Raw genomic sequence first — 22852 nt, forward strand, 5'->3', positions numbered from 1 at the left:
CACCGAACATGACCAAGCAGGGGGTTGTGTTTCCACTTTGTAGATAATAATATCCATAATACGAAAACATTTAGTTTGGAACGGCGGCCCGGGAACGGGCCTAACAGGAGGAATTTCAATGGCGAATCCGAGCCCCGGAAACTCGATCACCCTGCGCGTCGCCGCACCGTCGAGCTTCACCGCTACCAGCGAACTGGCAGCAGCCGTCGGCGCAGCCGGTGCAGCAATCACCGCGCTGGACGTCACGGAATCCCACCACGAGACGATCGTTGTTGACGTCACCTGCAACACCACCGACGACGACCACGCAGCCCGCGTCAAGGACGCCCTGAACGCCCTCGACGGCGTCACCGTCCAGCACGTCTCGGACCGCACCTTCCTCATGCACCTCGGCGGCAAGCTCGAGGTCGTCCCCAAAGTAGCCCTGCGCAACCGCGACGACCTGTCACGTGCCTACACTCCCGGCGTCGCCCGTGTTTGCATGGCGATCGCAGAGGACCCGGCCGCTGCCCGCAACCTGACGGTCAAGCGCAACACCATCGCCGTCCTCACCGACGGCTCAGCAGTCCTGGGCCTGGGCAACATCGGTCCCGCCGCAGCCCTGCCGGTCATGGAAGGCAAGGCTGCGCTGTTCAAGCAGTTCGCCAACGTCGACGCCTGGCCGGTCTGCCTGGACACCCAGGACACCGAAGAAATCATCATGATCGCCAAGGCCATGGCCCCGGTCTACGGCGGCATCAACCTCGAAGACATCGCTGCACCGCGCTGCTTCGAAATCGAGAACCGCCTCCGCGAAGAACTGGACATCCCGGTGTTCCACGACGACCAGCACGGCACCGCAATCGTCACGCTCGCTGCCCTGGTCAACGCCCTCCGCGTGGTGGACAAGAAACTGTCCGAAGTGAAGATCGTTGTTTCGGGCGTCGGCGCTGCCGGCTCCGCCATCATCCAGCTCCTCAAGGCCCAAGGTGCCCAGCACATCATCGCCGCCGGCCGCTCCGGCGCCATCCACTCCGGCGAGGAATACAACGACGAACACCGCAGCTGGATCGCAGCGAATACCAACGAAGAAGGCTTCTCCGGCACCCTGCACGACGCCCTCAAGGGAGCGGACGTCTTCATCGGCGTCAGCGCCCCGCACGTGATCGGCGAGGAGCAGGTTGCTTCGATGGCCGAAGACGCGATCGTATTCGCCATGGCCAACCCCACGCCGGAAATCGACCCGGTAGTCGCGTCCAAGCACGCAGCAGTGGTGGCCACGGGTCGCAGCGACTTCCCGAACCAGATCAACAACGTGCTGGCCTTCCCGGGCTTCTTCCGGGGCCTGCTGGACGCCGGAGCATCGGACATCACGCCGAACATGCTGGTGGCCGCAGCCGAGGCTATCGCCAACCGGGTAGCTGACGATGAGCTCAACGCGAGTTACATTATCCCCAGCGTCTTCGATCCCCATGTTGCCGCCGATGTGGCCAGTGCCGTAGCAGCAGCTGCGCACGCCAACGCCGCCAGCGCACTCTAGAAAAGGACACCGCCAAATGGCTATCACAGTCACTGATCCCCGGCCGATCGATCGCGCCGAGGAAATCCTCACCCCCAAGGCACTGGCCTTCATCGAGGAACTGCACAAGCGCTTCGCCGGCACCCGCAACGAGCTGCTGGAGGCACGCGGCGTCAAGCGCCAGAAGGTTGCCGACACCAGCCGCCTGGACTTCCTCCCGGAGACCCAGGAAATTCGCGACGGCGACTGGAAGGTCGCCGAGGCTCCCGCAGCTTTGCAGGACCGCCGCGTTGAAATGACCGGTCCCGCTACCCCGGCCAAGATGGCCATCAACGCCCTCAACTCCGGCGCCAAAGTGTGGCTGGCGGACCTCGAAGACGCCAGCACGCCCACGTGGCCCAACGTCATCGACGCCATCCTCAACCTCCGCGACGCCGCCCAGGGAACCCTGAGCTACACCTCCCCCGAAGGCAAGGAATACCGTCTGCGGACCGACGCTCCGTTGGCTGTGGTTGTTGCCCGCCCGCGAGGCTGGCACATGGAGGAACGGCACCTGCTGATCGACGGCGAACCCGCCGTGGGTGCGCTGGTGGACTTCGGCCTGCACTTCTTCCACATCGCCAAGCAGTTGCTCCTCAACGGCCACGGCCCGTACTACTACCTGCCCAAGATGGAGAGCCACCTGGAGGCACGCCTCTGGAACGACGTCTTCGTGTTCGCCCAGGACTTCCTCGGCATCCCGCAGGGCAGCGTCCGCGCCACCGTGCTGATCGAGACCATCCCGGCCGCGTTCGAGATGGACGAGATCCTCTACGAACTGCGCGATCACGCCAGCGGTCTGAACGCCGGCCGTTGGGACTACCTCTTCAGCATCATCAAGTACTTCCGTGATGCCGGCGAAGAGTTCGTCCTTCCGGACCGCGCCACCGTTGCCATGACGGCACCGTTCATGCGCGCCTACACCGAACTCCTGGTCAAGACCTGCCACAAGCGCGGCGCCTTCGCCATGGGTGGCATGGCCGCCGTCATCCCCAACCGCAAGCAGCCCGACGTCACTGCCGCTGCCTTCGACAAGGTCCGCGCCGACAAGACCCGCGAAGCGAACGATGGCTTCGACGGCTCCTGGGTGGCCCACCCGGACCTCGTCCCCACCTGCCGCGAGGTGTTCGACGCCGTGCTGGGCGACCCTGCCAACGGCGGTAAGAAGAATCAGTTGGACAAGCAGCGCCCCGAGGTAAACGTCACCGCTGAGCAGCTGATCGACGTCGCGTCCGCCGAAGGCCACGTCACCGAAGCCGGCCTGCGCCTGAACCTGTACGTCGCCGTCGCCTACACGGGCGTGTGGATCTCGGGCAGTGGCGCGGTAGCCATCCACAACCTCATGGAAGATGCCGCGACCGCGGAAATCTCCCGCTCGCAGGTGTGGCAGCAGATCCGCAACAAGTCGGTCCTCGCGGACACGGGCAACACCGTGACCCGCGAACTGGTCACCCGCATCCTGGGCGAAGAAACCGAGCGCCTGCGCATCGAGTTCGGCGACGAGAACTTCACCAAGTACTACGAGCCGGCGTCCAAGCTGATCGAGGACATCTGTCTCTCCGACGATTACACGGACTTCCTCACCACGCCCGCGTATGAGCTGGTGGGCTGAGATGGGTTCATTCTCTGCATCAGACCTGGCACACATTGAGTCGCAGCTGGAGGCAACGGACCAGTTGCTGGACCGCAGCTACCCCGGCGACGACGGCTCACGCCAGCCCATCCACACCGTCTACATTCCGGCCGACCGCTTCACGCCGGCTCTCGCAGCTGAGTGGGGCGCCCAGGCACTCGCGACGGCGGAAGCCCACGGTGGCCTCGAAAAGCTCGGTCAGCTGTTGGGCCAGGAACCGCACCTGGCTGCCGCTGTTGCCGAGCGCGTCGCCGCGAAGCTCGCTTCCGAGCCGATCGAGGACCTCCGTCTGGACTTCGAGGACGGCTACGGCGACCGCGGCGATGAGGCAGAAGACGCCGACGCCGTTGCTGCCGCCAACGCCGTTGCCGCTGCAGTTGCGGCCGGAACGGCCCCGCCGTTCATCGGCATCCGTTTCAAGTGCTTCGAAGCACCCACGCGGGCCCGCGGCCTGAAGACCCTGGACCTGTTCGTCTCCACTCTGGCTGCGGCCGGGGAACTCCCTGCCGGGCTGATCCTCACGCTGCCCAAGGTCACCACGGTGGCACAGGTGCAGGCCATGGACTTCGCAGTGTCGCGGTTGGAAGAAGTGCACGGACTGCCCGCAGGCCGGCTCCGCTTCGAGGTGCAGGTGGAAACGCCGCAGCTCATCATCGGTGCCGACGGGACCTCTCCGGTAGCCCAGCTCCCCCACGTTGTTCCGGGCCGTATCAGCGCCCTGCACTACGGGACCTACGACTACAGCGCCTCGTTGGGAATCTCCGCCGAGTACCAGTCCATGGAGCACCCCGTGGCCGACTTCGCCAAGGAAGTCATGCAGCTCGCTGTTGCAGGCACGGGAATCCGCCTCTCCGACGGTTCCACCAACATCATCCCCGTCGGTGACGCCGTCGAGGACGCCTGGAAGCTGCACGGCCGGCTGGTCCGCCGTTCCCTGGAGAACGGCTACTACCAAGGCTGGGATCTCCACGCCGCCCAGCTGCCCAGCCGCTTCTCGGCGTCGTATGCGTTCTACCGCGAAGGCCTTCCCGCCGCGGCACTGCGCCTCCGCAACTACGTGGAACGCACCGAAGGCGGCGTCATGGACGAGCCCGCCACTGCCCGCGCGCTTGCCGGCTTCGTCCTCCGCGGCGTCCAATGCGGCGCAGTGGGGACCGACGAGGTCAAGGCGCTTGCCGGCGTCGAACTTTCACAGCTGACCGCACTGGCGCACCCGCGGCTCGCGCAACCAACTTCGCACTGATAGGAGCATCTCGCATGGGCAAGTACTACTACCCGCAGGGCGGCCTGCCGCCGCAGACCCAACTGACCACCGAACGGGCCATCGTTACCGAGGCTTACACGGTGATCCCCAAGGGCGTGATGACGGACATCGTCACCAGCAACCTGCCGGGCTTCTCCAACACGCGTTCGTGGATCATCGCCCGGCCGATCTCCGGCTTTGCCACCACGTTCTCCCAGCTGATCGTCGAGATCGCACCGGGCGGCGGGGCCCCCAAGGCCGAGTTCGAGGCCGGCGTTGAAGGCGTTATCTTCGTGACCAAGGGCCAGGTCAACCTGACGCTCGACGGCGAACTGCACCACCTCGAGGAGGGCGGCTACGCCTACCTGGCTGCCGGCGCTGAGTGGGGCTTGGAGAACGTCTCGGACGACATCGTCTCCTTCCACTGGATCCGCAAGGCCTACGAGCGCCTTGAAGGCTTCGAGGCCAAGTCCTTCGTCACCAACGAGAAGGACGTGGAGCCCACCTCCATGCCGGACACGGACGACGTCTGGAAGACCACCCGCTTCACGGACTCCAGCGACCTCGCCCATGACATGCAGGTCAACATCGTCACGTTCCAGCCCGGCGGCGTGATTCCCTTCCCGGAAACCCACGTCATGGAGCACGGCCTGTACGTGCTTGAAGGCAAAGCCATGTACTTGCTCAACAACGACTGGGTTGAGGTGGAAGCCGGCGACTTCATGTGGCTGCGCGCGTTCTGCCCGCAGGCTTGCTACGCCGGTGGACCGGGCGAGTTCCGCTACCTGCTGTACAAGGACATGAACCGCCAGGTAAAGCTCACCTAGCCGTCTGCTTGCGCCGAAATCGCCGGAAAGCTGCCAGTTCGCTGGAGCTCTCCGGCGATTTCGCGTTTCTGCGGCGTTTTCGCGTTCCTGCGGCGAAGTCAGCGGCGAACTTGGCGGCGGCCGATGGCCAGCCCGGCGCAGAACGCGAGGACCAGCAGGCCGGCCCCCGTCACGGCCAGCCCCAGTTGCGTTCCTTTGCTCACGAATGAGCCGTTATCCCCCACGAAGACCGTGTCGCTCAGCGGCGCATAGGCAAAGAAGCCAAAGTCCGTGCTCTGGTTGTTCCACGCCACGATCAGCCCAACGATCACGGCAACCAGGCCCAGCAAAGGCACGACGACGACCGCCAGTTTTCGGGCAGGCTGCGGTGAGTGGTGTTCCCCAAGTGCGTTGTGTTCCCCCATGCGGCCGAGTCTAACCTGCCCGGCCGCCGGCGATCCTGTACGACTCCTGCAGCAGTTCGTCGAGCTCGTCCACATCGATGCCCTCAAGCCGGATCAGGAGCAGCTTCGGGGACTGGTCGTGATGAGGTGTCCAGAAATAGGTGTCCGGTTCCATGGCTGCGAGCGCTTCACGTTCATCGGTCTTGACCGTGACAACCCCGTCTTCCCAGATACGTGCCATGAGCGTCTTGGCGAACCAGGCGGGTTGACCCCAGCTCAAGCGTTCGCTGACACCCGGCATCTCCAGGCAGATGCTCCTGACGTCCTCTTCGGTGGCCATGGTTCACTGTGGCATTGGCGCGCCTCCGAGGACAAGACATGCCCGGCAACCCGTGCTTCTGCGTTATCGACCAGAGTCCGCGGTAGCCCCGGCGTCGGAGGTCTATTTGCCCATACCCAGCGTGAGTCCCTCGGTAAGCCGCCGGCCCAGCCACACGTAGATGACCAGCATGGGCAACACCACCATCACCAAGCCGGCGAACAGTCCACCCCAGTCAGCGCCGGAGTAGGTCTGCTGTTGGACGAACGAAATCAGCGCTACCGGGAGCGTGTACTTCTCAGTGGATTGCAGCAGGGTCAAGGCCAGAAGGGTCTCGTTCCAGTGCGAGATGACCTGGAGGATGAAGGCGGTGAGGATGCCTCCCTTGGCCAAAGGCAGGGTGATGCGCCAGAACGTTCCGAAGGCCGTGGTCCCGTCCAGGGCTGCGGCTTCCTCCATTTCCAGGGGGAGGGAACGGAAAAAGGCGGTCAGCAGGAAGACCGTGAACGGCATGGAAACCCCAATGTAGACAAGGTTCAATCCGATGATGCTGTCCGTGAGGTACACCTTGTTCAGCATCACGAACAGCGGAATCAGGATGACCTGCGCCGGAATGCCGAGGCCCAGGATGAAGTAGAGGCTCAGGCTACGGGTGAGCTTGTTGTCCACCCGGCTCAGGTAGTAGGCGCACGGTGCGGCGATGGCGACGGTCAGGACCGACGACACCACTGTGGTCAGAAGGCTGTTCCACGTGGCCACCGCGAAGTCTCCCACGGTCCAAGCCCGAACGAAGTTGCCGAAGTCCAAGGATGCCGGCACGCCCCACGGGTCATCAAGAATGGCCCGCGTATCCCGGAAGGCCTGCGCCACCATCCACACCAGCGCCGCGATACTGATCGCAACCACCAGCCACAGCAACCCCACACCGATGCCCCGGACTACGCTGCGTTCCCCGCGCAGGGCGGGACTGACGCCGCGGCGTCCCCGCCTGCGGGCGGTCACGGGAGCCAGCAATTTGTATTCGCTCATGTCATTTCCTTTAGAACTCGACGGCGTCGCGACGCATGGCGCGGCGCAGCAGGACAACCAGGACGGAGATCAGCGCCAGCGACAACACGGCGGAGGCCGTTGCGGCTCCATAGGCAGGCGTTGACTGTCCGGAGAAGGCGTTGACGTAGGTGTAGACGGCGGCCGTCCAGCTTTGGGTGGGCGGCACCCCTGCCCCGGAGCTACCGCCAAAAACCCACACGATCTCGAAGATCTTCACCGACGAGATGGTCCACAGCACGGCACAGGTGCCGAAGACATCCCAGGTCAGCGGGAGAATGACATACCGCAACCTCTGGAATGCGGTTGCTCCTGCCAGGGCGCAGTCCTCGTAGTAGTAGGGCGGAATACGGTCGACGCCGGCCATCAGGATGGTGGTGAAGTAACCGGTAGTGGTGCAGACCAGGGTGACCATGATGAGCGGGAAGATGTTGTCCTGTGCCAGCCACTTGGGCGGGTCCGTCACCCCAAGGGGCGCAAGGAGGCTGTTGACCATCCCGCCAGGGTTGAAGATGAAGCCGGCCAGGACACCGAACACGAGCGCGTTGATGAGGTGCGGGAAGAAGATGACGTTACGGACCACCTTCTTCCCTGCCATGTCCCGGAGGACGAGCGTCATGGCGAAAGCGAGAATGAAGATCGCGGCTCCCACCACGAACAGCAGCAGCAGGGTGTTGCCGAACGACGACAGGAACAGCGGGTCCCGGAAGATCCGGCCGTAGTTATCCAGACCCACGAATTTCATGGGTCCGGATCCGGCCCATTTGTGGAGGCTGATCCACACTGCACCAAGGGCGGGAACGATGAACAGGACCGTGTACAGGACGAACGCCGGACCCACGAAGGGAACCAGCAGCTTCTTGCGCTGCACATCGATGGAGCTTCCGGGTTGGCGGCCCTGAGCTGAGGCCTTCCTGGTCACCGGTTTCCGGGAGTCGGGATTCTGCAGTGCCGCTTTGCCGGCGCGGGGTTCCTTCAGGCCGACGGACATCAGCCGTTGTCCTTCCAGTACTGGATCTGGGCTTCCTTCATCTTGGCCACGAATTCCGAGGCTGTGGTCTTTCCAAGGAACAGTTCATCGCTCCTGGGGAAGAAGACCTTCTCGGTGTATCCGGGGAACGTCACGCCGTCGTTCTGCAGGTGCGTGGCTGGAGCGGCGTCGATGGCGGCTTTGACGCTTGCGACGGCGGGATCCACCGGTGCGTCCTGCCTCACCGGCAGCACCTTGGCGTCCGTTCCGAGGGCGTCCTGGTACTTGGCGCCCAGCAGGTACGCCGCAAGTCGCTGGGCAGGAACCTGGTTCTTGGATTTTGCTGGAACAGCGAAGCCGATGAAGTCCACGCGGGCGCTGGCCGGCTTGTCGCCGATAGCCGGGAACTGGAAGGAGGAATATTCGAAGCCGGGTGCGGCGTACGAGCCGGTTTCGGTGGGCGTCCACGAGCCGTTGAGGATCAGGGCAGCGTCGCCGTTCGCCCAGAGCTGCTGTTGGGCGGGGAACTTGCTGGCGTTGTAGCCACTGTTGAGGTATCCGCCCTTCACCAGGGTTTCCACCTTTTGGGCTGCTTCAAGAACGGCGGGGTCGTCCCATCCTGCGCCGGACTTGTCCTCGGCGAGGGCCTTGAAGCTGCCTGCGCCTTTGAGCCGGAGCAGCGAGGTAACGAACCAGGTGGAGTTGTAGCCGGCGATGTCACCGTCCGCGGCAATGGGTGCTGTTCCACCGGCCTTCAGCTTGTCCAGGACCTCAATGAATTCATCCCAGGTGGCGGGCGGCGTGGCTTTGAGCTCCGGGTGTTTGGCGGCATCGAACCAGATGCCGTCCGAGCTGATGCTGTAGGGCACCATCCAGGGCTGTCCGTCTTCGCCCTTGAAGACGCCGTTGCTGGTGAACTTCTCCGGGATCACTGAGCTGACGGTCTTCCCATCCAGCTCGTACGAGTAGACGGACGTCAGGGGGCTGGCCTGCCCGGTTTCGCCGATCACCGGAGCGAGCTTGGCGAGCGTTCCGTCCACCAGGTCCGGGACGTTGTTCGTGTTCAGGGCGGGGACGAGCTTTTCGGTGTTGCTGCGTCCCTGCCATTGAACGCTGACTTTGGCGCCGGTTTCTTTTTCGAAGTCTGCGATGGCAGTGGCGATGACCTTTTGCTGCGGTTCACCGTCCTTCCACATTGACCAATAGTTGATGGTCTGGCCGGAAATGGACCCGGAAATATCCACGGCTTCGGCGGCCGAGGAGGCATCGGTGGCTCCGCCGCAGGCAGTGGTGGACAAGGCAAGCGCTGCACCCAACAGGGCGGCCAGCGGGCGAAGATGACGGGCTGTTTTGCCCATGGGAATCACCTTTCGAGTGAGGGGGAACCAGCCGGATGCGGTTCAGTGAGACGACTCTCACAGCCCCCGAAAGCAGGATTCAATGAGTATTTTGTAAGTTTCTCCACCTGCCAGGCAGCCCGTGTGCGGTGGGACCCAATTAGGCATTTATTCCTCTTTTCCGGCTGCCCAACAATCGAGGAGACCTGCGCGGCGTTCCGATCGAACGAGCCCGCGCTCCGGCTCCGAGCTAAAGAGGGACATTGATACGACTTGGAATCATTGGCGCGGGCGCCGTGGCACACTTCCATGCAGCATCCGCAGCGCGGATCAGCAACGTGGAGTTGGCCGCCGTCTGCGACCTGCGGCCTGAAGCCGCAGAGAGGGTCGCATCGCCATGGGGGGCTTCCGTCTACGGGGACTACCTGGCCATGTACCGTGATGCCGGCTTGAACGCCGTCATCATCAATACCCCGCACGCCCTGCACCTGGAGATGGTGCTGGCCGCAGCCGACCACGGATTGCACGTGCTGGTGGAAAAGCCCATGGCCACCACAGTGGCCGACTGCGATCGCATGATTCAAGCGTGCCGGGAGGCCGGGGTGTCCGTGGTCATCGGGCAAATCCAGCATTTCCTCCCGGAGAAGCTGGCAGCCGAGGACGTGCTGGCCAGCGGCGAGCTCGGCCGGGTCCTGATGATCCGCGACTACAGGACCACCGACTACCGTCCGGGAACCCGGCCGGACTGGTTCTTCAGCGAGGCCATGGCAGGCGGGGGTGCACTGATGAACATCGGAGGCCATTGCCTTGACCGCTCCATCTGGTTCGGTGGCGCACCCGTTGAATCCGTGAGCGCCTCAACCCTCAAACGCTTCGGCGTTCCCGTGGAAACTGACGGTGCCATTGCGCTGACCCTCAAGAACGGGGTCCATGTCAGCATCTCCGTGGTGTCCGACGCTGCCCAACGCCTGGACGAGATCCTCATCGTGGGTGAGTTCGGCACCCTGTCCTGCAGCCCGCACCATGGAACCTTGGTCCGGCGCGACGGCGTGACACGCACGGTATGGGAACCGCGGCCCGAGGACATCCAGGAGGGTTTCTTCCTGCAATTGCAGGATTTCATCACTGTGCTCGACGGCGGCGCGCCCAAAGTCAGTGTTGAGCACGCCCGCCACATCGTGGAGGTAGTCCTGGCGTCCTACGAGGCCGACAAGACCGGCAGGCCCGTGCAGCTCGCGGAAGCCGGCGAAAGCATCAGCACCGGACGCACCCTGACCGAAGTCGGCTAGGAAGACCCACCGGCTGCGTCCGTGCCATCCCAGTTGGGTGGGGTGAATGCCCCCAGGGGATCATCAAGCACGGACGCAGTCTGGCCTGCCCCCGCCACGGGAAGCCAGCTCCCGTCGAGGCCAGGGACACCGTGGCGCTGGAACCATTCTTGGAGCCGGGAACGCATGGCGGACACCCGCGCCGAGTGGGCCGGCTGGTCCACGAGGTTGACTCGCTCGTCCGGGTCGGCCACAAGATCGTAGAGTTCATGTGGACCGTGCGGATACCGGTGCACGTACTTCCAGTCGGTGCTGCGGATCATCCGAACCGGACCGTATTCGTCAAAGACCACGACGGCGCGGTCCCCGGCCGCCGGTGGCAGCCCGCCTAAAAGCTCCGCGAAAGACCGTCCTGGCCCGTCTTCGAAGGGGCTGTGGTTTACCCCCGCCAGCTCCAGGATGGTGGCCGCCACGTCGTAGGCGGACAACAGTTCCGTCAGTACCGAGCCCTGCCGGATCCTGCCCGGGAGCGCGAAGATCGCCGGCACTTTGACGGAGGAGTCGTAGACGTTTTGCGGGAACGTCCCGTTGCCCTTCCCCCAAATGCCGTGGTGGCCGCAATTGAAGCCGTTGTCGCTGCTGAAGACCACCAAGGTGTTGTCCTGGATGCCGAGTTGTTCCAGTCGGCTGAGGACCGTCCCGATCCCGGCGTCCATGGCACTGACGGCGGCAAAGTATCCCACCAGCGCAGCGTGGACGTCCGCCTCGCCGCCGATCGGCACACCGTCCACGGTGGGAGTCCACGGGTGCATGGCTTCCTGTGGACAGCTGGAAAACTCACAGTCGCTGTAGAGTTCCTCAAATTCCGGCGGATGTTGCCCCTTCCACGGCTTGTGGGGAGCTGTGTAATTAAGGGCCAGGAAGAAGGGTTCAGGCCCTTGCGAGGCTTCGGTGATGAAGTCCAAGGCGTCGCCGGTGATTGCGTCCGTCAAGTATTCGGTGACCGGTTCCCGGTGGCTGGTGCCGCCGTCGAACCTGTACATCACCGAGCTGTCATACGGGCTGCCGCCTCCTTCCAGGGCGAACCAGTGGCTGAAGCCCTTCCGGGGAGCGTCGTTGGCGCCAAGGTGCCATTTGCCGGACAGGCCCAGGCGATAACCGGCATCGGCGAGGTGATCCGTAAACAGCCGCTGCCCCTGCAGGTAGTCGATGGCCCGGGGTCCGGTTTCGACGCCCGCCAGGTAATCGTGTACGCCGTGGCGCGACGGGATGTTCCCGGTCATCAGGCTGGCGCGCGCCGGGGAGCAAACGGGTGAGACGCAGAAGAAGTTCTCCAGCCGCGTGCCGCGGGCAGCGAGGCCGTCCAGATTTGGCGTGTGAATTTCGGTGTTTCCGGCGCAACCCAGCGCCCAGGCGCCTTGGTCGTCGCTGAGGATGAAAAGGATGTTCGGCTTCTTGTTGGACACCCTCCCATAGCTACTGAGCCTCGAGGCAAGGAATCAATGAGCATTCCCGGTTGGCGTGAAAATACTCCCAGGATCTGACAATTACTCCCTGAATACTCTCTAAATCGTGGTGCATGATAAGAGAAATCGTCTGTCCACAGGTGGAGATGGATCATGCCAAAGAGGAAACAGGAGCCGGACTCCGGCGGAGCGGCTCTTCGCGACACCGCCAAGGCCAACTTGAAGTTCCAGGACTTGAGCGACGACCTCCGCAGGGACATCATCGCCGGGACGTGGGCCGTGGGGACCAAGCTCCCCACCGAGCAGCAACTCGCGGCAGAGACCGGCCTTTCCCTGACCACGGTGCGGAGGGCCTTCGAGGACCTTGTAGGCAAAGGGCTGGTGGTCAGGCGGCAGGGCGCCGGCAGCTTCGTCGCTGCACCCCAGCGCACGCAGAAACGCTCAAGGTTCGTCATCGGCGTCCTGCTCCCGGACACGCAGCTGTACTACCCGCGCGTCCTCCAGGGGATCGAGGAACACCTCTCGGCCCGGGGCGCGAGCCTGCAGCTGTCCACGTACCACTACGACTTCACCCGCGAGAATGCCAGCATCCAATTCCTCCTGGATGCCGGAGTGGACGGCCTCATCCTGGTGCCAACGCTGACGGGTCTGGAAAACCCCCAGCAGCGCGTCGCCGAACTCATGGCACTTCCCGTGCCGGTTGTCCTCCTGGAGCGGAGCCTGGACGACTTGGGGCCGGGCGACCTCACAGAACACGTCTGCTCGGATCACCAAGGCGGAGCGTACGACGCCGTCATGCACCTCCACCGCTTGGGTCACCGAAAGATCGGGCTGCTCACCCGGGCAAATGAGGCCGCTCGCAGCAGCAATCCCACGCAGGCTGCGGTCATCGCAGGGTATACGGCTGCCATCACGGCGTTGGGGTTGGAGACCGACGGGCGCATGGCGTTCAGCGCAACCAAGCCGGAGTGGGAAGCCGACCAGGCCGAGCACATGTTCGGGCTGCTGGCTGGCAGTGGTGCCACGGCGGCGTTGGTCTTCGGAGACCGGGAAGCCGCTCTGCTGGAAGGCGCCGCGTCCAGGCACGGGGTTCGGGTTCCCGAGGACCTCGCCCTCGTCTCCTATGACGACGAAATGGCTGACCTCGCCCGGATACCGCTCACGGCGGTTTCGCCCGCCAAGCACAGGCTGGGCGTCATGGCCGCCGATGTCCTGCTGCGTCGGCTGACCGAAGGCGACGCATGTCCGTTGTATCAAATCCGGTTGCGGCCACGCATTGTTGTCCGTGACTCCTGCGGGGCGAAGCGTTGTGAGGCCCGCTCTGCGGCCTTCGGGGGCTAAATGGCGCGCAGAGCGGGCCCCACAACGAGGCTCTAGCGGCGGAGCTTGATGAGCTTTGTCTGGCCGCTAAGCCCGGCGGTATCGATCGTCAGGGTGCTCCGCCCGTCGGCGTCCGTCCCCAGGGTGCCGGCACCTTCCAGGACGCTGGACCACGTTCCCTCCGGCAAGGTCAGCGTGAGGCCGGCAGCCTTCTGCGTCGGCTCACTGACGGCCAGGCTCAGCTCATTCCCATGCCTGGAGAACACCACGCAGGCAGGACCCGATGCGCCAAGATCCCCCGCCATTCCGGGCTTCCAGAACGTTGCGGCCGTGGTCTTCGCGGTCTTGAACTCCACGGACTGTGCCGTAGCATCGTTGCGGATCACGCTGTACTTGTTTCCCTGCAACAGCTTCCGGGTCAGGTCCACCGATGCTCCCGGCGCCACCATGTACGCATAACTGCCGTTGACAGGCCCGGCCCCGTGGTCCACGTAGAGGGTAGCGAAATTGCGCTGCTGCACTGTGGCGCTGCCATTGATGTTGACCCCGGACCAGCTGCCTGACCGGGTTTCCCGCAACACGTGGAGCGGGGAATCATCGAGCATCGCGTACCCGCCGAATCCCTCCAGGTGAACCCAGCGCCCATCGCCCAGCACCTCAACGGTGCCTGCCGTTCCAGCGATGGTGCCCGCCGCCGTCGTGAGTGTATTGCTGCCTTGGTGGAGGTTGCGGTGGTCGACGATGGTTTCCACCTTGGCGCCCGAAGCAGTGCTGATGTCCGCGCCGAGGCAAACGGTGACGTCGCCGCTGACAAACCAGGACTTCCGGGCGGTCAGGCCCGTGCGGCCCGGCCCCACCAGATGCTGTCCGACGGCGGCCACCTCACCCAGCGCGGTGGCCCCGCTCCACTCATTCGCGGGAACGGCAGCGCCCCACTCCCCCTCCACCTTGTCCGGCAAGGGAGTGGTGTCCACCGTGATGCCGGGCAAGCGGTTGTAGTTGACCGTGGCCCAGAACGCGTCGTCGTACTGGCCGAGGTCGGACGTGTAGAAGTAGGTCATGCCGGAGCCGGTGTGATACCCGCGGTTGTTCTCGCCGTTGCCGCATTCGTACCAGGCAATGCGGTTGCTGGACATGGAGAGCGACAATGCCCAGCCGGGTCCGCGGTGCATGGTGCGGTCCATCGCAGGGAAAAGCTTGTGGCCGGTCGCTTCTGCCACGGGGGCAACACCAGTAGCTTGGAGCTCCTTGACCAGTGCCGTCCTGGGCACGCTCGCACTGTTGAGGATCGGTCGATAGGTATTGCGCGCAATCCAGCCCGCGCACAAACCCCGCCATCGGGCCGCCGTCGCCGGATCCATGGCCCGCGCCAGGAGCAGGATGGCCTCGATCGCCGACGCCCCCAGGTCATAGCCGGTGTTGGCCTCGCGGCTGATGCTCCTGCCGCGGACGGCATCGGCCATGGCGCCGTTGATCATGACGGGCGCAAACGAGCCCTCCACGGCGTCGAAGAAGATGCTGCGGGTTGGGTCTGAGACTTCGAACGCCGTGCCCCCAAGCAGGGAGAACAATTTGGACAGTCCGGTGAGCAGGACAACTCCGTAGGAGCCCGTGTACGGGGTAGTGCTGTGTTGGATGAACGAGCCATCGCGGAAGATTCCGTCCCCACTGGTCACGTACTGCCACACCTGGCTGAGCCCGGCCACTGCATGGTTGAGTTTGGCCGGGTCTTCACCGGCCAGGGAACGGACGATGATGCCCTGGCACAGGTCCACGCGGTTGGCGCCAACGGAGGTGATCTTGCCGCGCTTGGGCGGGAACTGCAGCCACGGGTCGGGCACAAAATGGTCGATGGCCGCGCAGTAGGCAGTGCGCTCCGCTGCGGACAATTCCGCGTGCAGGAGCACCATGGCGTCAGCGAGCGCCCGGGGTACGCCGATCTCCCAGGACCACCAGTTTCCTACCTCTTCCTTCCTGTCGTTGTAGCAAAGGGAATTGGCATCGGCCAGGCCGGCCTTGATGGCGGCAAGGACCGCGGCGTCCCCGAACACGGCCGCTGTGGGGGTGGCCCAGGCCGTGGCCAGTTGGGACAGGCGGGTGTAGGTGGTGACCATTTCTGCGTCCTTGGCCAAGGACAGGTCCGTGAACACCGAGGTTCGGCCCGACGACGTGTTGAGCTTGGCCAGAGAGTCTACGGCTTTGTTGTTCAGTGCGGTGATGGCTTTGGCGAAATCGGGGTCGCCGGCCTGAATGACGTTGCGGCCCGTGATCTGGTCCACCCAACGGTTTCGCAGCGCTGCGAACTCCGCTGCGCCCGGTTCTGCCTCGGCCCAGGCGTTCTGAGCGAACATCGAACTGACCACTGCCGCCAGGGATAGTGCGCCGGCACCCTGGAGCAGGGTCCTGCGGGGGAATTGAAGTGACAAGGAGTTGCTCCTAACACTCGTGGCGGGACGGGGTCCGACGTCCTTCGCCGGGTCCGCCACTGGCTTGGGTTGAAGTCAACGCGATGCCGAAGAGAGGAATAAAGCAGTACCTGATCACGTCCACGTCGCCGGAAACGTGCGAGACCGCCGTCGCGACCTCCCGGGCCCCGGCTGCGGCGAACAGTTGGGCTTTCTGCACTGCTTTGCCTAGGGAGCGTCGCTTGGGAGACTGTACGGGCGGCTGATTCCCGGTACGACTAACGTGGCACCAGGTGTTGGGAGATTTCGGCGGCAGAATCCCGCAGTTCGATGGTGCCGCTGGCGACACCGACGACAAGCTTGAAGCCCTTATCTGTGGTGAAGTCATGCTGATATCCGTTGACCCAAAGCAGCAGCACCATGAGTGTCCATGCGGTTCGCTTGTTGCCATCAATGAGTGGTTGGAACCGGGCGACGGACTCCAACAGCGCAGCCGCCTTCAGTGCAAGATCGGGATAGGCATCTGCGCCCAAGACGGTTGTAGCCGGCCTGGCCAAAGCCGAGGCGAGCAGGCCGACATCGCGGATATGGAAGCCGTACCGATCAACGACTTGAAGGGCATCCTCGATGTCCAGGTATGCTGTCACGCGTCTTCAAGGCGCGTCAGGAGCTCAGCATCATGACTCATGACGAACTCAAGGCCCTCGCTGATTTCGCGTCGGCGCGCATGGCGCTGCAGAACCAGCTCTGCCCCCTGTAGCAGGAGCGCGGACTTGGATGTGTGTTCCTCTGCGGCCAACTTCTCCAGCCGTCGATCGAGGTCTTCAGGTACGCGCAGGTTCATGGCCATGCATCGATGGTACCAGAATGGTACTGATGAAAAGAGCTTCGTCCCGACTGTCGCGGACTGCCCCGGGTTCGCGGCGAAGTCGTTGCAGGACCGCTTCGGTAGAGTGCTCACCATGGATGACAAAGCTATGTTGCTCGGTTATTTGCGGCTCCGCAGGGCGGACCTGCTCGGAAAACTGGACGGCCTTGGCGAGTATGATTCGCGCCGGCCCTTGACCCCCACGGGAACCAACCTGCTGGGCCTTGTGAAGCACGTTGCCAGCGTGGAACTGGACTACTTCGGCGTGACTTTTGGGCGGCCAAGCGGGCGCGACCTGCCATGGCTGGCCGAGGACGCGGAGCCGGATTCGGATATGTGGGTGCCGGTAACCGAGACGCGTGAGCAAATCCTGGAGCTGCACCACTTCTCCGCCAAGCACAGCGATGAGACCATCGAGTCCCTCCCGTTAGATGCACCGGGCGTAGTGCCGTGGTGGTCCGAGGAGAAGAAGAACGTGACGCTCCACCAGATCCTGGTGCACATGTGCGTCGAGACAGCCCGGCACGCAGGCCACGCAGACATCATCCGCGAACTCATTGACGGAACGGCTGGGCAGCGACCAGGCGATCCCAACATTCCGGCCCGCAACTCCGAAGAATGGGCAGCCCACCGGTATCGCATCGAAGAGGCAGCCCGGGAGACCGACCGCCGCCACTACTGAACCTTCCGTCGCCCCTACCTTCACAGCCCCCGCATAAGTGGAGCAAACCTCCGGCGTAGCCTCGCTCCGTAGAAATGAGGCATGACTCCTCCACAGACTGAACACCGTAAGGGCGGCCGGACCCGGCGCGCCGTGATCTCCGCCGTTCTGGCGGTCACTCTCTCTGCCGGTGGTGCCGCCGCTTGGGCCTTGGACCGCTTCGTCATACCGCACGCAGAAATCACCAACGTCTCGGAATACGAGGCCAGCCAGGCCGAAACAACCACGACGTCGGATGAGACTTCCGCTGACACGTCGGCCAGTGCCGTCCTCACCGATACCTCGTACACCTCGGGCGATACCGGCATCACAGTCTCCACAGTGACAACCGGCAGCGGCGACGACACCGTCACCTACTACGTTGCCGACGTCGTGCTTGATGACGCCACCACGCTGAAGTCGGCGTTCGCGGAGGACACGTACGGCGAGAACATCACGGAGACCACCTCCGCCATCGCCGAGGACCACAACGCGATCTTCGCCATCAACGGCGACTACTACGGATTCCGTGACACGGGCATCGTGATCCGCAACGGTGTGGTGTACCGGGACGAGGGCGCCCGGCAGGGCCTGGCCTTTTACAAGGACGGCAGCGTCAAGGTCTACGACGAAACCACCACCACTGCTGACCAGCTGGTCGCCGACGGTGTGTGGAATACGCTCTCGTTCGGGCCTTCATTGCTGGACAGCGGCGAGATCGCGTCGGGCATCGAGGACGTTGAGGTTGATACGAACTTCGGCAACCACTCCATCCAGGGCGAACAGCCCCGCACGGCCGTGGGCGTCATCGACCGGAACCATCTGGTGTTCGTGGTGGTGGATGGCCGCAGCCCCGGCTACAGCGCCGGCGTCACCATGACGGACCTGGCCCAGATCATGAAGGACCTCGGCGCCACCACCGCCTACAACATCGATGGCGGCGGTTCTTCCACCATGTACTTCGACGGGTCCCTGGTGAACAATCCGCTCGGCGACAACAAAGAGCGCGGCACCTCGGACATCCTCTACATCGCCCAGTCATGATCATCCTGATACCGGCTTACGAGCCGGACCACCAGCTCATAACCCTTGTCCGCACCCTCCGGGAAGCCGACCCGTGGGTCACCATCGTGGTGGTGGACGACGGTTCCGGCCCGGAGTACCAGGACACGTTCGACGCCGCCACCCGCTTTGGGTGCCATGTGCTCAGTTACGCCGTGAACGGCGGCAAGGGCCACGCCCTCAAGAGCGGCTTTGCCTTCATCACCGAGCGGTTCCCGGCCCATGACGTAGTGTGCGCCGACAGCGACGGGCAGCACGGCGTGGCGGACATCCTGGCCGTCGCCGACCGGGTCCGTGGAGTCACCGCGGCCATGGTGCTGGGGTGCAGGAACTTCACGGGAAACGTCCCGGCCCGGAGCAAATTCGGCAATACGGTGACGCGTGCGCTGTTCAGGCTGGCGACCGGGCAACGGGTCACGGACACCCAGACGGGTTTGCGAGGCTACCCGGCGGAGATGCTTCCGTGGTTGCTGACTGTCCGGGGCCAACGCTACGAGTACGAGTTGAACCTGCTGCTCGAAGCGAAGCAAGCCGGCTACGGCATCGCTACCGTGGAGATCGCCACGGTCTACCTGGACCACAACTCGGGATCACACTTCCGTCCCGTGGCCGATTCCGTCCGGATCTATGCACCGCTGCTGAAGTTCCTGGGCTCGTCATTAACAGCCTTCATGGTGGACACGGTCCTGTTCCTGCTCCTCAGCGCCTTCACGGATTCGCTGCTCTTGGCGGTGGTGGGCGCCCGCGTGGTCAGCGCCTCAGTGAACTTCATGGTCAACCGCCGGCTGGTCTTTGAACATGGCAAGGACACGTCATTGCGCTCCGCTGCCACGGGCTATGTGGCGCTGGTGATGGTGCTCTTGTCGGCCAACTACGGCGCGATGTGGGCACTGACGTCCGCCGCTGTTCCGGACGTGGTAGCCAAGGTGGTCACCGAGGTGACGTTGCTGGGTATCAGCTATGCCGTGCAGCAGCGATTCCTGTTCGTCCGCAAGGCCCGTGCCGCGGCACCGCAGGCCCCTGAAACACATATCCCAGCCTTGGTCCCGGCACAGTTTCAGCACAGCCCGACCGGGAAAAGTGGAGACCAATCCCCCGAGAGATTCCGGAGCAACTGATGAACACCATCATCCTCATAGCGGCAGACCTGGCCGCCATCACCGTCCTGACCCTTGCCCTCTACCTCCGCCGGCACCGGCGTCGCGACCTGGTGGTTTCCTACCTCGGCATGAACGTGGGAGTCCTGGCGGTGGCCACGGCGTTGTCTGGTTCGGCTGCGGGCGTGGGATTGGGACTGGGCCTGTTCGGCGTTCTCTCCATTATCCGGCTCCGGTCCACGGAACTCGCCCAGCACGAGGTGGCCTACTACTTCTCGGCGCTGGCGCTCGGCCTCATCGCAGGCATCGGCGTGGAACCGCTCTGGCTGACCTTGTCCCTCATGGCCCTGGTGCTGTTGGTGATGTTCGTGGGCGACAATCCCAGGGTCCTCCCGGCCTACCGTCACCAGACCGTGGTGCTGGACCGTGCCATCAACAACGAACCCGAGCTCTACGCCCGCCTTGAGGAAGTCCTCAACGGTACCGTCCACTCGGCCACCATCCAGGAACTGGATATGGTCAACGACAAGACGATCGTGGATGTCCGGTATGCGGTCCGGCCCTTCCACCGGGACCCGTCACAGCCACGGCACTCACAGCTTGGCTTCAACCAGCCGGCCGGCGCGCTCTCCCCGGCACCACAGGAACTGCCGTCCCAGCCGGCACCGCAGCAGTCCGTGCCCACCTCGGCCGGTGTCGCATGAACCGCGCCGACGCCCCACCGATCATGCCGCAACTGAGCCAGCTCCCCGCCGTCGGGCTTGAAGAACTCACCACCGAAGCCGCGTTGCTGACCCGGGTTGACCGCAAGTACCTGGTTCCCTCGGCAACGGCCCGGCGGGTCCTCTCCACTTTCAGCACGGAGGCACGCGTCCTGGACATGGACGGCACGCGCACCTTCGCGTACGACTCCGTGTACTTCGATACCCCCGACTTGGACAGCTACATGCTGGCAGCCCATGGCCGCCGCCGACGCTTCAAGATCCGCACACGAACCTACGTGGACAGCGCAGTGAGCTTCCTGGAGGTCAAGACCGAAGGCGCCCGCGAAGCCACCGTCAAGGAACGCGTTCCGTATGAACTGTGCGACCGCGACCGGCTGACGGAGGAAGGGCTGGCCTACGTCAATGAGACCCTCTGCGCAGCGATCGGCGAAGTGCCGTTCGGTCCGCTGGAGCCCGTCCTGTCCACGCGCTACGACCGCACCACCCTGTACCTTCCCGAATCGGGAAGCCGGGCCACCATCGATTCGGAAGTCACCTGGCAACGCCCGGACGGCCAGCCCTGGGTCCTTGATGACGCGGTGGTGGTGGAGACCAAATCCGGCTCCGCTCCCGGCCCACTGGACCGGCACCTCTGGGCCAACGGCGTCCGGCCGTGCCGCATCTCCAAGTTCGCCACCGGCATGGCCGCACTCCATCCCGAACTGCCGGCCAACCGCTGGAACCAAACACTTCGGCGCCGCATGCCCCTGCGCCCCGTCAACCAACTCCCCCAAAGCTAAGGAATCACCATGCGCTCCTTCCGCACAGCCCTGTCCGTTTCCGCCGTCGCCCTGGCTATCTCCTTGGCCGGCTGCTCCACCGCTGCCACCAGCTCTACGTCAACGGGCGCCACGGGCACGTCCACCACAACTACGCAGCAAGCCGTCACGACCGCCACCATCGAGGACGACACCCACTACGACAGCGACGACCTCAGCTGGGACACCGCTGCTGAAGTGGCAATCAGCCTGTCCGACGGCGGCAGTAGAGTGACGTCGTCGTCCTCCACAGGTGTGGCGGTTGACGGAAACACCGTCACCATCAGCGCGGCCGGCACCTACCGTCTCAGCGGTTCGCTCAGCGACGGCCAAATCGTGGTAGCCGCCGGAGATTCGGACACCGTGCGCATCGTCCTGGATGGGGTGGAACTGGGCAACTCCACTGGCTCGCCGTTCGTGGTGCAGGGCGCCGACGAAGCGATCGTGTACCTGGAGGATGGCAGCACCAACACGCTGACCGACGCCACCGCGTACTCGGACCAAGGTGAGGACGCACCCAACTCAGCCCTCTATTCCATGGCCGACCTGACCATCGCTGGCACGGGCTCCCTTGCCGTCAACGGGAAGTTCAACGACGGCATCGTTTCCAAGGACGGCCTGGTGCTGGCATCGGGCAAGGTCACGGTGGATGCAGTGGACGACGGCATCCGCGGCAAGGACTACACGGTGCTCCTGGACGGCGCCTACCAGGTGACCGCTGGCGGTGACGGTGTGAAGGCCGACAATGAAACGGACGAGGGCCGAGGCTGGCTCATGGTCAGCGGCGGCGCCCTCACTGTCAACGCCGGCGACGACGGCGTCAAAGCGTTCAACACGCTGACCGTCACCGGCGGAACGGTCACCGTGGCCGAGTCCGAAGAGGGGCTGGAAGCGCAGCACATCGTGATCTCCGGCGGTGACGTGGCGGTCACTTCCAACGACGACGGCGTGAACGCATCCGGAGGTTCGTCGACCAGTACTGACACCGGCGCTGGCATGGGCGGCGGCATGGGCGGAGCAGGTATGGGCGGCGGCGAGACCGTTGGCGACTACACCGTTGAGGTGTCGGACGGAACTCTCACCATCGATGCGCAGGGCGATGGCTTGGACTCCAACGGAAATGCCACTATCTCCGGTGGAACGGTGGTGGTCAACGGGCCCACCAACGATGGCAACGGAGCACTGGATGTGAACGGTGAACTGACGGTCACCGGCGGCACCGTGGCTGCTGCGGGAAGCGCCGGAATGGCCGTTACCCCGGGAACGTCGTCCACGCAGTCCGGCGTTCAGTTGACCTTCGATTCTTCCGTTGCCGCAGGTACTCCCGTGCACATTGTGGACTCGTCGGGAGCCGTGGTGGCGACGTTCGTGACCACCAAGACCATCGCATCCCTGGTGTTCTCCTCTTCCGCGATCACCGACGGTGCCACGTACACGGTGTACACGGGCGGCAGCTCCGAGGCGAAAGCCGGAGTGACCACGGGCTCCATCGACGGCGCAGAGGAACAGGGCACCGTGACCGCGGGCCAGTACACCCAGGCGCAAGGTCCCGGCCGCCGCTGAGCTTCGAGGCAGGTGCAATTCTGCTGGATCATTCGTCATCGCCCCGACGCTGTCCCCCGTAATCCGGGGATCTTCAGAGGGAAACAAGCGAATGATCCAGCAGAAACGGGACGCACTGGTTCGGGCCACTGGTTCGGGCCGCTGGTTCGCGATGGCATACTACGCTGCGATCGGCCCTCGGATCAGGACCGCCCCTTGGTGAGCCTGAGTAGCGTCCAGAGTGAGCCTTACTGCTCTCTTTCGACCACTGAAGGGCCTTAAATCAACCCTTTTTGGATGAATTTG

Annotated in this window: 22 protein-coding genes; 12 read left to right on the forward strand and 10 right to left on the reverse strand. The window is 64.1% G+C overall.

What is annotated here, in order from left to right; translation table 11 throughout:
- Nucleotides 1-118: 118 nt before the first annotated feature.
- The 4 genes from FQP90_RS20625 to FQP90_RS20640 are packed head-to-tail and all read left to right on the forward strand — an operon-like array spanning nt 119 to nt 5240.
- Nucleotides 119-1519: an NAD-dependent malic enzyme gene (locus tag FQP90_RS20625; RefSeq protein WP_144652934.1), complete on the forward strand. Its 1401-nt coding sequence runs from the start codon at nt 119-121 to the stop codon at nt 1517-1519.
- Nucleotides 1520-1535: 16 nt separating this feature from the next.
- Nucleotides 1536-3149, forward strand: a complete 1614-nt coding sequence (gene aceB, locus FQP90_RS20630) for a malate synthase A (protein ID WP_144652935.1) — start codon at nt 1536-1538, stop codon at nt 3147-3149.
- Nucleotide 3150: 1 nt separating this feature from the next.
- Nucleotides 3151-4413: a DUF6986 family protein gene (locus FQP90_RS20635; protein WP_144652936.1), complete on the forward strand. Its 1263-nt coding sequence runs from the start codon at nt 3151-3153 to the stop codon at nt 4411-4413.
- Nucleotides 4414-4427: 14 nt separating this feature from the next.
- Complete coding sequence (locus FQP90_RS20640; RefSeq protein WP_011776030.1) at nt 4428-5240, forward strand: bifunctional allantoicase/(S)-ureidoglycine aminohydrolase; 813 nt, start codon at nt 4428-4430, stop codon at nt 5238-5240.
- Nucleotides 5241-5338: 98 nt separating this feature from the next.
- Here FQP90_RS20640 and FQP90_RS20645 read toward each other — a convergent pair whose 3' ends face one another.
- The 5 genes from FQP90_RS20645 to FQP90_RS20665 all read right to left on the reverse strand — a co-directional run bounded on the left by FQP90_RS20645 (nt 5339) and on the right by FQP90_RS20665 (nt 9317).
- Nucleotides 5339-5644: a hypothetical protein gene (locus tag FQP90_RS20645; protein WP_144652937.1), complete on the reverse strand. Its 306-nt coding sequence runs from the start codon at nt 5642-5644 to the stop codon at nt 5339-5341.
- Between the two features lie 10 nt (nt 5645-5654).
- Nucleotides 5655-5963, reverse strand: a complete 309-nt coding sequence (locus FQP90_RS20650) for an MmcQ/YjbR family DNA-binding protein (RefSeq protein WP_018778846.1) — start codon at nt 5961-5963, stop codon at nt 5655-5657.
- 102 nt (nt 5964-6065) lie between these two features.
- Nucleotides 6066-6971, reverse strand: a complete 906-nt coding sequence (locus FQP90_RS20655; protein WP_144652938.1) for a carbohydrate ABC transporter permease — start codon at nt 6969-6971, stop codon at nt 6066-6068.
- A gap of 10 nt (nt 6972-6981) precedes the next feature.
- On the reverse strand, nt 6982-7980 hold the full coding sequence (locus tag FQP90_RS20660; RefSeq protein ID WP_144652939.1) for a carbohydrate ABC transporter permease: 999 nt from the start codon (nt 7978-7980) through the stop codon (nt 6982-6984).
- Complete coding sequence (locus FQP90_RS20665; RefSeq protein ID WP_144652940.1) at nt 7980-9317, reverse strand: sugar ABC transporter substrate-binding protein; 1338 nt, start codon at nt 9315-9317, stop codon at nt 7980-7982. Before FQP90_RS20665 ends, FQP90_RS20660 begins: the two co-directional genes overlap by 1 nt.
- A 242-nt stretch (nt 9318-9559) precedes the next feature.
- On the opposite strand from FQP90_RS20665, the gene FQP90_RS20670 reads away from it, so the two are divergent.
- Nucleotides 9560-10585 (forward strand): Gfo/Idh/MocA family protein, encoded by a 1026-nt coding sequence (locus FQP90_RS20670; protein WP_144652941.1) that lies wholly within the window; start codon nt 9560-9562, stop codon nt 10583-10585.
- On the opposite strand, the gene FQP90_RS20675 is transcribed toward FQP90_RS20670, so the two are convergent.
- Entirely contained in the window at nt 10582-12030 is a 1449-nt protein-coding gene (locus FQP90_RS20675; protein ID WP_144652942.1) for a sulfatase-like hydrolase/transferase, read from the reverse strand. The genes FQP90_RS20670 and FQP90_RS20675 overlap by 4 nt on opposite strands.
- A gap of 153 nt (nt 12031-12183) precedes the next feature.
- Between FQP90_RS20675 and FQP90_RS20680 the strand changes: the two genes are divergently transcribed.
- Nucleotides 12184-13371 carry a GntR family transcriptional regulator gene (locus tag FQP90_RS20680; RefSeq protein ID WP_144652943.1) on the forward strand — a complete coding sequence of 396 codons (1188 nt, stop codon included), beginning with the start codon at nt 12184-12186 and terminating at the stop codon, nt 13369-13371.
- A gap of 32 nt (nt 13372-13403) precedes the next feature.
- Here FQP90_RS20680 and FQP90_RS20685 read toward each other — a convergent pair whose 3' ends face one another.
- From FQP90_RS20685 to FQP90_RS20700, 4 genes are read right to left on the reverse strand one after another with little or no spacing between them, the layout of a single operon-like run.
- Nucleotides 13404-15776 carry a polysaccharide lyase 8 family protein gene (locus tag FQP90_RS20685; protein WP_144652944.1) on the reverse strand — a complete coding sequence of 791 codons (2373 nt, stop codon included), beginning with the start codon at nt 15774-15776 and terminating at the stop codon, nt 13404-13406.
- 10 nt (nt 15777-15786) lie between these two features.
- Nucleotides 15787-15975 carry a hypothetical protein gene (locus tag FQP90_RS20690; RefSeq protein WP_144652945.1) on the reverse strand — a complete coding sequence of 63 codons (189 nt, stop codon included), beginning with the start codon at nt 15973-15975 and terminating at the stop codon, nt 15787-15789.
- Nucleotides 15976-16033: 58 nt separating this feature from the next.
- The gene (locus FQP90_RS20695; protein ID WP_144652946.1) at nt 16034-16402 is read right to left on the reverse strand and encodes a type II toxin-antitoxin system death-on-curing family toxin; all 369 of its coding nucleotides are present in this window, start codon (nt 16400-16402) and stop codon (nt 16034-16036) included.
- Complete coding sequence (locus FQP90_RS20700) at nt 16399-16605, reverse strand: ribbon-helix-helix protein, CopG family (protein ID WP_244296898.1); 207 nt, start codon at nt 16603-16605, stop codon at nt 16399-16401. The genes FQP90_RS20695 and FQP90_RS20700 overlap by 4 nt, the downstream gene beginning before the upstream one ends.
- A 112-nt stretch (nt 16606-16717) precedes the next feature.
- Here FQP90_RS20700 and FQP90_RS20705 point away from each other — a divergent pair, with 112 nt between their 5' ends.
- The 6 genes from FQP90_RS20705 (at nt 16718) to FQP90_RS20730 (ending at nt 22567) form a co-directional block, all read left to right on the forward strand.
- Nucleotides 16718-17305, forward strand: coding sequence for a DinB family protein (locus tag FQP90_RS20705; RefSeq protein ID WP_167510531.1), 588 nt, complete (start codon nt 16718-16720; stop codon nt 17303-17305).
- Nucleotides 17306-17386: 81 nt separating this feature from the next.
- Complete coding sequence (locus tag FQP90_RS20710; protein WP_144652948.1) at nt 17387-18367, forward strand: phosphodiester glycosidase family protein; 981 nt, start codon at nt 17387-17389, stop codon at nt 18365-18367.
- On the forward strand, nt 18364-19503 hold the full coding sequence (locus tag FQP90_RS20715) for a bifunctional glycosyltransferase family 2/GtrA family protein (protein ID WP_144652949.1): 1140 nt from the start codon (nt 18364-18366) through the stop codon (nt 19501-19503). Before FQP90_RS20710 ends, FQP90_RS20715 begins: the two co-directional genes overlap by 4 nt.
- Nucleotides 19503-20186, forward strand: coding sequence for a DUF4956 domain-containing protein (locus tag FQP90_RS20720; RefSeq protein WP_144652950.1), 684 nt, complete (start codon nt 19503-19505; stop codon nt 20184-20186). The genes FQP90_RS20715 and FQP90_RS20720 overlap by 1 nt, the downstream gene beginning before the upstream one ends.
- Entirely contained in the window at nt 20183-20986 is an 804-nt protein-coding gene (locus FQP90_RS20725; RefSeq protein ID WP_244296900.1) for a polyphosphate polymerase domain-containing protein, read from the forward strand. The genes FQP90_RS20720 and FQP90_RS20725 overlap by 4 nt, the downstream gene beginning before the upstream one ends.
- A gap of 9 nt (nt 20987-20995) precedes the next feature.
- Nucleotides 20996-22567, forward strand: a complete 1572-nt coding sequence (locus tag FQP90_RS20730) for a carbohydrate-binding domain-containing protein (protein ID WP_144652951.1) — start codon at nt 20996-20998, stop codon at nt 22565-22567.
- The last annotated feature ends 285 nt before the right edge of the window (nt 22568-22852 follow it).

The organism is Paenarthrobacter nitroguajacolicus, assembly GCF_007786235.1.
Classification (GTDB): domain Bacteria; phylum Actinomycetota; class Actinomycetes; order Actinomycetales; family Micrococcaceae; genus Arthrobacter; species Arthrobacter nitroguajacolicus_A.